Below are 10,919 nucleotides of genomic sequence, written 5' to 3'. Positions count from 1 at the left end.
CCCATCAGGCGAGGGCGCATCAGGCGGTCGGGCCGGTTCACGGTGGCGCCACCGTGAACCGGCCCGACCGCCTGATGCGCCCTCGCCTGATGGGCACGGCTGCGCACGCGGCCGTGCCGTGTCCGACGGGTGCTGTGAGTCGGTGTCAGGGCCGGGCGACACCCCATCGTGGATGTGCTCAGGTGAGCACGATCTTCTTGCCGCCGGCCTGCCCAGCGGACACCCGGGCGAAAGCGGCCGACCCCTCACTCAACGGGAGCGCTTCCACGTTCTGCTTCAGCTTCCCCTCCACGACCGCCTCCGCCAGATGGGTGAGCTGAGCGGCATCAGGCCGGACGTAGAGGTCCGTGCTGGTGATACCACGCTCACCCGCAGGCGCGTCCGAGGTCAGCGACACCAGACGCCCACCGTCCCGCACCAGCGACAGCGCGACCTGCGCGGTACCACCAGCAGCGATCAGCGCACCATCGAACCCACCACGAACCCGACCCGCCCAATCCGAGTCGTGGTAGTCGACAACCTCCAGCGCACCCAGACCACGCAGGCGCTCAGCAGCTGAAGCGGACGCCGTCACCGTCACCTCGATCCCCCGAGCAGCAGCAATCTGCAACGCCAGCACACCGGTCGCCCCACCACCATTGGTGATCAGAAGCCGCTGCCCCTGGCTGAGCCCCAACTCCTCCAGCGACTGGTACGCCGTGAGCCCGGCAACCGGCAGCGCCCCGGCCTGCACCGGATCCAGCCCCGCCGGGCAGATCGCAGCACTGGCCGCAGTGATCAGCACCCGCTCAGCCCAGAAGCCACTGCCACCGGCCAACGGGGCCTCATGCGCAAGCACCCGGTCACCGACAGCAAAACCCTCGACGTCAGCACCCACGGCCACCACCCGGCCCACACCCTCTACACCCAGCGCCGCCGGCGGACGCAGCCCCACATCCCAGCCCGCACCGTTCAGCAACTGATCCCACGGACCGACACCGGCCGCCTCCACCTCGAGCAGAAGCTGACCAGCACCAGGAGCCGGCGGCTCAGGCACCTCCAGGAGGACGACGTCCGCATCGGGTCCGGACACTCCGCTTGCCTTCATGGTTATCCCTTCACTCGGTCCGGCCGACGGTAGGTACAAGCCGGCCGCTATGTCTTCACTCTGGGGTTTCGGCGCTCAACTGGGCGTACTGACCGAGCTGGCGGAGGGGATGTCGATGTCGGTCTTGTTGACGTTGTTGAGAAAGTTGGTCAGCAGGGCCTGCACGGCGACCGTGACGATCGCCAAGATCTGCGGGTCGGTATAGCCGGCGCCGCGCACAGCCGCGAGGTCTGCGTCGCTGACTCGCCCGCGGCTCTCGACCACCCGTTGAGTGAAGCGAGCGGCCGCGGCGCGCTTGGGGTCGACCGAGCTCCCGGCGCGAGCCAGGTCGATGTCGTCGCTCGACATTCCGCTGAGTTCGGACGATACGTACGTGTGAATCGCCAGGCAGTAAGCGCAACTGTTGGCCTCCGAGACCGCGAGCGCGATGGTGTGCCGCGTCTTCGCGTCAAGAACGCGACTCATGGTGCTCTGCAGTGTCACGACGGCGTCAAGAACGGTCGGGTTCGACGCGATGGTCTTGAACATGTTCGGGACGAAGCCGAGCTGTGCGCCAATGTTGTCGAGGATGCCTTGCGCTCCCGCGGGGACATCGTCGGGAGAGGGGACGTTCAGTCGTGACATTAGCGAATCAACCTCCGGTAGGTGTGCGAGTAGTCGCCTAGCCCAGGTCAGGTCGAGCATTTTTTTGGGCTTGGCGGCCCACTCCCCAGAGCTAACACCGCCCAAGACTGGGCTGTCAAGCCCAGTTTGCGGTATCGTGTGACGTATGGAAGCCACGACACGAGCTCGGGTGCCTCACAAGCTCACGGACAAGGGCCAGGCGACGCGTACCCGGATCCTGGAGCACGCCGCGGAACTCATCTACACGAAGGGTGTCCACGCGACGAACAACGAGCAGCTCCGTCGCGCGGCTGGCGTCAGCGGGTCACAGCTGAACCACTACTTCCCGACCAAGGAGAGTCTGGTCCTGGCAGTCATTGCATGGCAGGCCGATCGCGTCCTCGCGTTCCATCGCGGTGAGCGGTTCGCTTCCTTCGACGATCTCGACGCATTTCGGGAGTGGGCGCAGTTCTACGTCGGCTACGAGCGCGCCTACCAGGAAGGCTGCAGCCTCGGCTCCCTCGCGAGCGAGATCATCAAGACCGACCTTGACGTTCACGATGAGCTCGCGAGCGCGTTCGATCGGTGGCGGGACATCTTCCGCGACGGGCTCCAGCAAATGCAGCGACTCGGCCGCATCAGCACTGACGCGGATCCGACGCAGCTGGCCAATCTGCTTCTCTCCGCATTCCAGGGCGGCAGCCTCCTCGCTCAGGTCGCTCGGGACATCGCCCCGCTAAGGGACGCGTTGCAGGCAGCCATCGATTACGTGCAGACCTTCGTGCGGTCTCCTGAAGTCGACGTACCGCAGGTTCACTAGCCGCCGACGGTCTGAGACTGCCCCTCGAACGGGGGACGGGTCGTATCCTCGACGGCGGGTCCAGGCGGCAGTCGAGCATCCGACTCATGAGGCGGGCGCGCCAGACCATCGTGGCCCGTGCAGCTCTACGCGGCTGTGCGGCTTGCCGCGCTCGTTCACCAAGGTTGCGGCCCCATCCGTGGCAAATGCTCGGCGACAGACGCCCAGCGCTCGCACGGCTTCTGAGACCGCGTCAGTCCAATCTCCCACCAGCGTCCACACGCGGTTAGCAGTCTGCCGGTCGTGCGCCCACCGACCCAGGATCCCATCACCGAGGAAGTGCGCATGACAGCGTTCGCGAAACCGCTAACCTCGATTCCCGGGAGGCGGGTACGGCGCGTCTCCCGTGCCTTTGATGCGGTTCGATATCGATGAACATGCATGTCACGGCTGCGCGCATGGCTGCACTCTGCCGAGGTTCAACCGGTCTTTCTGAACGCCGACCATGATCGAATTAACCGGAATCTGTCCGATCACTTCTCCCTGTGTGGCAGCGGCAGATGTCTGAGCAGCCAACTTCCGCCGCGGAAGGTCCAATTCGGCTCCCACGGAGCTGGATACAGCCCTACGCTCTCCGTGAGTTGTTCAGGGAGTCGCGTTGAGATCAGGCAGCGAGTACTTCCTCCAGCCCGGCGGTTCCGTCCAGCGTTGCTATGAGGCCCTTCGGGCGTATTTCGTCGAGGGCGCCTCTGCCGCGGAGGTCGCCGACCGGTTCGGGTACTCCACCTCCAGCGTCACCAGATGGCGACCCTGTTGCGCTCCGGCCGCCTGCAGATGTTCGCCGAAACCAGGCCGGGGCCGAAAGGGCCGAGCAAGGCCGTTGCCACAGTACGCGAGAAGGTCCTGGCCCTCCGGGCGGATCAGCGCGGTGTCACCGAGATCGCCGCCGCCTTGACCATGGAGATCCCCCTCCCCTGGTGGAACGACCGAACCCTACGCTTCCACTTCCCCACGCTGAACCGGCAGAGCAGACCTCAATCAAATTTCCGCACCGGGAATCGAGGCTAACCCGCTCCCGAACGTGGCGCCCCGAGCACGCAACGTGGCGCTTCGCGGTGCAACCGGTCTGACAGGCGGCGCCCAGGGGCCCGCCTGGCCGTTCGGCGCAAAGTGGTCCGGTCTTTTGCTCGGAAAATGGTCCGCACATGTGGGCGAATGCACGCATACGGTCGGGTTGCGACGCATCTGATGGGAACGATGATGATGAGCACTGACCAGGCCGCACTCGTGGAGCCGCTGAAGCTCCGCGAGATATCCGACGCAGCGATAGCGATGATCGACGAGCAAGGGACGGTGGTCGCGTGGACGCAAGCCGCTCAGCACGTTGTTGGGTACTGCGCTGAGGACGTGGTGGGCCGGTCCGCCACACTCCTACTGCCGTCCTCCGAGGAGACGCTGGGGGTATCAGCGTTCGCCGAGCAGTGCCGTGCCCAAGGTGGCTGGTCCGGCAGCGCGGCGGTCCGCCACCGCGACGGCCGTACGCTCAACCTGAGCCTGCGCCTCTCGCTGCTGTGGGGACAGGATGCAACCCATCGGTGGCTGGTATCCCTGACCGACATAGGCGCGTTCTCCTCGGGGATGATGAACGGATCGGTGCGGGAGTCGCTGCTTGCCCGCGCGCCGCTCGGCATCGCCATTCGTGACCCGCAGCTGCGCTGTACCTGGGTGAACGACACGATGGAGCATGACGGCATTTCCCGTGACCGGAGGTTCGGACGCCGCCTGAAGGATTCACTGCCCAGCTTCGAGGCCGAGGCCCTTGAAGCGGTGATGCGGCAGGTGCTGGCGAGCGGCACTTCCGCGGTCCACGAGTACCGGGCGTGGCCGCCGGAAGATCCTCGCCGGGAGCACGCATTCGCGGCCTCGTTCTTCTGTCTCCAGGGCGCGGACGGTCAGGCACTGGGAGTGTGCAGCATAAGCGTGGATGTCACCAGCAACCAGCGGGCGCGCGAGCGCCTTGCCATCCTCAGCCACGCCAGCACGTGCATCGGCAGCACCCTGGACATCATGCAGACCGCACAGGAACTGGCCAACCTCGCAGTGCCCCTGTTGGCCGACTACGCCGTCGTCGACCTGGCGGCGTCCATCCCCCCGTTCGGCGAAGAGCCCCCTGCCCAAATCGACACAATGTCCGATGACCCCTCTGTGTTCCGCCGTGCCGGTTTGGCCTCGATCCACCCAGGGATCCCAGAGTCGACGTTTGCGCGAGGGGAGACAATTTCCGTCCTCCCAAACTCGCCGCTCGCCAGCGCGCTGCGCACGGGAAGGTCCCACCTGGAACCGGTACTGGATACCACCCCTGGGACATGGATCGCCCACGACCCGGCACGGGCTCAGAAAATCCGTGAGAACGGGGTGCACTCCCTGATGATCGTGCCCATCCGTGCCCGGCGCTCTGTGCTGGGCGTGGCGTTGTTCGCACGCACCGAGGACCCGATGCCGTTCCGGGACGATGACCTGCTCCTGGCTGAGGAGTTGGTCGCCCGGGCGGCGCTGTCCTTGGACAACGCCCGCCAATACGCTCGCGAACGCAGTACGGCCCTCGCTCTCCAGCGCAACCTGCTCCCGCGCCGTTTGAGCGGCGGCGTCGCCGTCGAGGCGGCCGGGCGCTACTTGCCGGCCGACACGCACGCCGGCGTCGGAGGCGACTGGTTCGATGTGATCCCGCTGTCTGGCGCCCGGGTGGCCCTCGTCGTCGGTGATGTGGTCGGACATGGCATCAACGCCGCGGTGGCCATGGGCAGGCTCCGCGCTGCCGTCCGCACCCTCGCGGACCTGGACCTGCCCCCCGACGAACTGCTGAACCACCTCGATGACAGCGTCCGGCGGCTGACCGAGGAAGATGACGACGCCCCTGATCAGATCGCCGCGATTATGGGCGCGACCTGTGTGTACGCCGTCTACGACCCGGCCAGCCGGCAGTGCACGATGGCTCGGGCCGGGCACCCCCCGCCCGCGATAGTCGACGCACAAGGCCAGGTCACCTTCCCCGACCTGCCCACCGGAGCCCCACTCGGCCTCGGTCTCGGGCTGGTCCCCTTCGACGCCGTGGAAGTGGAACTGCCCGAAGGCAGCCTGCTCGCGTTCTACACCGATGGCCTGGTCGAATCCCGTGACGACGACATCGACGTCGGCATGCACCGCCTCGGCACCGCCCTGGCACAACCCGAACTGTCCTTGGAAGACTTGTGCTCCTCAGTGGTGGAAACCGTGCCGACTCAGACAGCATCCGACGACGTCGCCTTGCTCCTTGTCCGGGTCCACACACTCAACGCGGCCCACGTTGCCTCCTGGGACCTGCCGACCGAGCCGGTCGCCGTCAGCGCCGCCCGGCACCTGGCCGCCCATCAACTCAGCGAATGGGGACTGGAGCATCTAGTGCCCACCATGGAGCTGATCATCAGCGAACTGGTCACCAACGCTATCCGCCACGGCGCCGGCCCGATCCGGCTACGGCTCATCCAGCACCAAGTCCTGACCTGCGAAGTCTTTGACAGCGGAACGTGTTACCCGCACCTGCGCCATGCCCGCATCGTCGACGAAAACGGCCGGGGACTGTTCCTGATCGCCCACTTGTCCAGCAGGTGGGGCTTCCGCTCCGCAACGGGCGGCAAGCTCGTCTGGGTCGACCAAGACCTGCCGTCCACACTGTAAGCCCGGCTGGGGCGCGTGTGCGCCCCAGCCCGCCTCCGCACCAGGGTCAGGGGCATCCATTGCTGCCGGGGGCGATTTCACGTGGGTGCAGGGGTTGTGTGGCGCTCGCAGAGCAGTCGGTCCGTGTCGCGCCCCAGCTCTCGGCTGCCGAACCGTGGCCATTCCACGGGCAAGGGGCGTGGTCGGGCCGGGTGAAGACGAGAACGTCTTCGTGCTGGATGACGGAGAGAGGGATGCCGGCGCGGCGGACGTCGCGGACGTTCTTCATCTGGAAGAAGGACGGTCGACTGATCAGCCTGCCATCGCGAAGTCCAGCAAGGAGGGCGACGCAACGTTCCGTGGCGGTAAGTCCGGCGGCCCTGCCGGCGCTCAGGCCGGCGGAGGGCAGGTCGATGAGTTCGCCGTCCGCCCGCCAGGGGCGGGTGGTGACGACCACCGTGCATCCACGTCGGAGGTGTCGGTGTTCGCGTACGACACAGGGCGCAGTGCGTTTCGGGAAGTGAACCCCGGAACGTCCCGGCAGTCGGCACAGAAGACGGCGACCAGAGGGTAGGTGTCGTCCGACGACAGCGCGGAATAGCGCAGGTTCCGCATCGAAGGCGGCGTGTTGATGCCGTAGTGGTGAAATGCTTCCGTCGCGCTGACGTCCGTGTCCTGGCCCTGGAGCGCCCCCGGGAGGCTCTTGTGTTCCTCCTGGCGGGCCGCCGTGGCCAAGACCAGCAACACGGTCATCGCGATGCCGGCCGAACGCCGGGCCTGAGACCTCCCGCCCGCCGCCTGGCGGCGGGCGTTCCAGTCGCTCATGTCAGTAGCCCAGGGTGTAACTGTAGGAGCCCAGACGTTCGGCGTCCGGGAGCCAGACCGTCGTCGGAAGCGGCGGGCTGCCGTGGCCGACGCCTCCAAAAGATCGCCCGGTTCTATGGAGACTGCCACACCGTCAACAGGCGGGTCACCGGACCGGCCGGCACGCCGGCACGTCAGCGCCGCAGCGCGGAGGCCCCGCCGACGCGCAACGCAAAAGAGCCCGGCCCGATCCCCGATGCCGCCGCGCCGACCACGCCCGCCCCCACCTTCTCTCTTCATTCATCATTCGGGCAGGGAGCAGCGGCAGCAGAAGGGATGTCAGCTTCCCGACTATGGCCAATTCGCCGTCTGACCCGCTGAATTTCAAGGCCCACCAGCGGCCGAGGTCAGGAGATTGCGCAACCAATTCCGCAATAGCCAACGCATGAGTCAGCGCCACAGATCCCAGCGACCTCCACCAAAACTGTGCCGCCTCCGAGCCGCCGAGCCGGGCTAGCGACCTCTTTCTTTCGGGTCCGGCAGATATTGCGAAGATGGACATCACTTCGCGACTCTCACGCATGACCATGATGAAGTGCGCAGCCGACCGCGCCGAGCATGCATCCCGCCCGCCTTGCACGCCGGGAACAAGTGGCGCCCTTCACCTCCCTGGTGAACGGAGTTGACCGCACCCGTGGCCTTCAGCCCCAGCGTGGTCGGCTCGGTGACGCCTCGCGCCGGCCATCGCGATAGAGATGAGCCGGGGGCCGTAAGCGCGGAAGATGAGGGGGGAGCGCACAGTCTGGGTAGAGGTCGTCGGGGATCTGGGCGAACTGGTCCGCCGCCATCACCCCACAACAACGTCCCGCCGTGTTTGGGTTCATGGCCGCCTCCGACCAAGCGGATCAGGCTCGCTCCACGAGCGCTGCGTACCCGGCGATGCGCCGCGGACGAACGGACGCTCACGCAGACGTCTGCGCAACAAACCCAGGGTCTGCGCAATCGGGGCGGTTGCGCAGACAGGCGAGCGAACTTCGTCCAGGGCTGCGCAGCCCAGAGATCGTGCGCAATCACCTCCGTGACTGGCGCCGGGGCAGTGCGCAGAGCCCGCGTCGTGCACTGCTCTCCCCGATGGCGGATACCGCACGCTGCCAGTCACATGCCACGCCCCCTCCGGCCGCTGTGACGATCAGACCCTTGGCGGCTTGGATGGGGCGATGGTCGGGCCGACCATAGGCCCAACCATCGCCTGTGTCCCCCACGGTGACCCAACTCGGACCGCGACTCCGGCCAAGCCGACGGCCACCACCCCCGGTCGAGGGCCTTGCACAGTCGGCTGGTGCGAGCGGTTGCGCAGCCAAATGTGTGGCTTCGGATCTCCGGCCGTGCTGAGTAGGTCGGCGTCCATGCGAGGCCGGATCCGTGGTCGGGCCGACCGCGGCCCTTGTGCCCCCATCGTCACCGTGGTCGGGCTCGCATGGTCGGCAGCGGGCCCATCGGAGACGAAGGTGTTCGGGAGAAGGCAGCCAGGGAGCGGCGAGAAGCCCTGTTGACACCTACGAATCCCCCAAGGCGCCCACAGGGCTTCGTGTCTTTGAGGACTGGTGGAGTTGCTACGCGCCTCCGCCGCTTCCATTCGTTGACTGCGCGGCAGAGCACGAGCGCTTCAGCGCCTGACTCAACACCTCTGCCGCAGTTCCCGAGAGCGGCTGGTCCGGCAGACCCAGCCGCTGGCCGCGGGACTCAGCCACGTCTGACGCGTCGCGGAGGCATTCCGCCGTACGCCGCAGCATGTACGTGGCCTCATCGGCGGTCAATGTCGCGTCTAGCATGGGGCGAACCAGCCCCCGAGGCCGTTCGGTCAGGCGGTCCTCTGGTACTGGTTGATCAGGCCGCCGAGGAGGGGTTGTCGCCGGATTCGGTGGGCCTGGAGGTCGGTGACGGTGGCTGGAGGGGATGGTTTGGTGCTGTCCGGGGGCGGTTGCCGCCGGGACTGGTGGGGGCGGTGCTGGTTGTAGTGCCGGATGTACTCGGCCAGGACCGCTTGGGCGTGGGCCTCGTTGTAGATCAGGATCCGGTCGAGGAGCTCGCGCCGGAGGGTGCCCACGGCTCTCTCGCAGATCGCGTTCGCTCTCGGTGCCTGCGGCGGGCTGAGCAGGATCTGCACGTCGTCGGCCTGGAAGACGGCGTCGACCAGGCGTCGGTGTACTTCGCATCCCGGTCCCGCAGCAGAAAGCGCAGCGAGTCCATCCGGCACCCCAACGTCATGGCGAGATTCCTCGCCTGCTGGACGGCCCACTGCGCGGTGGGGTGGGCGGTGACGCGGCGAGGTGTAGTCGGCGAGTGCCGTGCTCGATGAAGACCAGGGCGTACAGGCGCCCCAACGCCACGGTGGTCGAAGTGCAGGAAGTCGGCGGCGATGATGCCGTGGGCCTGGGTGGTGAGGAACTGACGCCAAGTAGGGCCGGAGCGATGCGGCGCGGGGTCAACTCCCGAGGATTGCAGGATCTCCCATACGGTGGACGGGGCGATGGAGTAGCCAAGGCGGACGAGCTCGCCCTGTATGCGGCGGTGGCCCCAGGTGCTGTTCTCGCGCGCCAGACGCAGGTTGAGCTGCCTGACGGTGGGCGCAGTCCGGGGCCGTCCCGGGTGGCGGCGCTCGGTGAATGTCCACTTCCGGGAGACCAGGCGTCGGTGCCAGGCCAGCAGCATGGTCGGCGTGACCGCGAAGACCTGACGCCAGCGCTCCCGCGGGACCAGCCGGGAAAGGACGGCCAGCCAGATCCGGTCGGCGGACTCGTAGCGGACCCGAGCGATCTGGCGGCGCAGCGCCGCGTTCTCGTGCCGCAACGCCAGCACCTCCGCATCCTTGGCCACCCGGCTGCGCAGCACGGCGGCGGGCACTCTGATCAGATTCCGGACCAGTGCGGTGACGATCGACAGCGGCATCGAAGGATCATCCCAGGCGCCGCGGAGGCCGTTGCCCCACATGGAGAAGCTGCAGGCCAGGCTCAGAATCGTATTTCCGAGCGGGACAGGTCAGGGCGTAGCCGATGGCGGCCGCCAGACCTATGTGGGCGGCACGACTCGGGCCCATGCGACGCCTGAGTGCGAGGGTGCACAGTGTCGCCATGGCTCCCAGGCAACAGATCATGACCGCCATCCACAGCGAGGCGGGGGCCTGGAGGGTGCCTCCGTTGGGAGCGGCCGCGAACAGCCCCAGACAGACACTGACGACGATGCTGCCGACGGAGAGCCAGGTCGCCCGGGGATCAGGCGGTGGAAGGTGAGACCGTGCCTAGAGCGTTGCTCGCGGCCGCGAGCACGGCGCAGACCAGTGACACGGCAATCAGCACAACCACCTCCTCTCGGCGAATGGCGGACGGGAAGCGCCCGAGGGCCTACCGCGGCTCCGCGGTGCGCCCTGTCTCAGCTTTGCGGCAGGCGGAGACTCTGCTGCGCAATTGGTGGGGTCTACGCGGTGAGTCGGTAGGCGAGGCGTTCGAGGCGGCTGGTGCGGACCGGGCGGAGCGGCTGGTCGCTCCAGTAGGCGTCGAGGCGCACCACGTTGATTGCGGCTGCGGAGAAGGCGTGCTGGAGGCGGACCTTGGGTAGCCCGCGGTAGCGGGCCCGGCGCAGGCCGGTGATGTCCAGGGCCTGATTGACGGTGCCTTCGATGCCGGCGCGCAGGGCGTATTTGGTCCGCCAGGCCGGGGTGTCCTGCTCGGTCCGGGCCCTGGCGGTGGTCTCGTGGATCTCCTTGGGCCGCAGGGTGAGCATGCGGTTGCCGCGGGCGGCGCTGGTGCACCGGGCCTTGACCGGGCAGCTGCCGCAGTCGGACTTGGCGAACTCGATGACGATGGCGTCGCGTCCGTGCTGGGTGACGGGGTGCCAGCCGGTGCTGGCGTGTCCTTGGGGGCAGCGGACGGTCCG

7 protein-coding genes and 1 pseudogene are annotated in these 10,919 nt (G+C 67.4%); 3 read left to right on the top strand and 5 right to left on the bottom strand.

Annotated features, from left to right (window positions below):
• Window positions 1-178: 178 nt before the first annotated feature.
• Together ACFYX0_RS42950 and ACFYX0_RS42945 are read right to left on the bottom strand one after the other, a co-directional pair.
• The gene (locus ACFYX0_RS42950; protein ID WP_388980078.1) at window positions 179-1,087 is read right to left on the bottom strand and encodes an NADP-dependent oxidoreductase; all 909 of its coding nucleotides are present in this window, start codon (window positions 1,085-1,087) and stop codon (window positions 179-181) included.
• Between the two features lie 75 nt (window positions 1,088-1,162).
• The gene (locus ACFYX0_RS42945; protein WP_388980075.1) at window positions 1,163-1,711 is read right to left on the bottom strand and encodes a carboxymuconolactone decarboxylase family protein; all 549 of its coding nucleotides are present in this window, start codon (window positions 1,709-1,711) and stop codon (window positions 1,163-1,165) included.
• Window positions 1,712-1,856: 145 nt separating this feature from the next.
• Between ACFYX0_RS42945 and ACFYX0_RS42940 the strand changes: the two genes are divergently transcribed.
• From ACFYX0_RS42940 to ACFYX0_RS42930, 3 genes are all read left to right on the top strand, one after another.
• On the top strand, window positions 1,857-2,510 hold the full coding sequence (locus ACFYX0_RS42940) for a TetR/AcrR family transcriptional regulator (protein ID WP_388980073.1): 654 nt from the start codon (window positions 1,857-1,859) through the stop codon (window positions 2,508-2,510).
• Window positions 2,511-3,290: 780 nt separating this feature from the next.
• Window positions 3,291-3,557 carry a hypothetical protein gene (locus ACFYX0_RS42935; protein WP_388980070.1) on the top strand — a complete coding sequence of 89 codons (267 nt, stop codon included), beginning with the start codon at window positions 3,291-3,293 and terminating at the stop codon, window positions 3,555-3,557.
• A gap of 189 nt (window positions 3,558-3,746) precedes the next feature.
• Entirely contained in the window at window positions 3,747-6,203 is a 2,457-nt protein-coding gene (locus ACFYX0_RS42930; protein WP_388980067.1) for a SpoIIE family protein phosphatase, read from the top strand.
• A gap of 369 nt (window positions 6,204-6,572) precedes the next feature.
• Here ACFYX0_RS42930 and ACFYX0_RS42925 read toward each other — a convergent pair whose 3' ends face one another.
• The 3 genes and pseudogenes from ACFYX0_RS42925 to ACFYX0_RS42915 all read right to left on the bottom strand — a co-directional run.
• Window positions 6,573-7,007 carry a hypothetical protein gene (locus ACFYX0_RS42925; RefSeq protein WP_388980065.1) on the bottom strand — a complete coding sequence of 145 codons (435 nt, stop codon included), beginning with the start codon at window positions 7,005-7,007 and terminating at the stop codon, window positions 6,573-6,575.
• A 1,840-nt stretch (window positions 7,008-8,847) separates the two neighbouring features.
• Window positions 8,848-9,935, bottom strand: a pseudogene (locus ACFYX0_RS42920) (integrase core domain-containing protein).
• Between the two features lie 525 nt (window positions 9,936-10,460).
• Window positions 10,461-10,919 (bottom strand): transposase (locus tag ACFYX0_RS42915; RefSeq protein ID WP_388980062.1); only part of this gene is annotated, 459 nt, incomplete at its 5' end.

The organism is Streptomyces sp. NPDC002573 (assembly GCF_042889625.1).
GTDB classification, from domain to species: Bacteria; Actinomycetota; Actinomycetes; order Streptomycetales; family Streptomycetaceae; genus Streptomyces; species Streptomyces gibsoniae.
The sequence above is the reverse complement of the archived record's forward strand: the minus strand, read 5'-3'. Positions and strand labels throughout refer to the sequence as shown.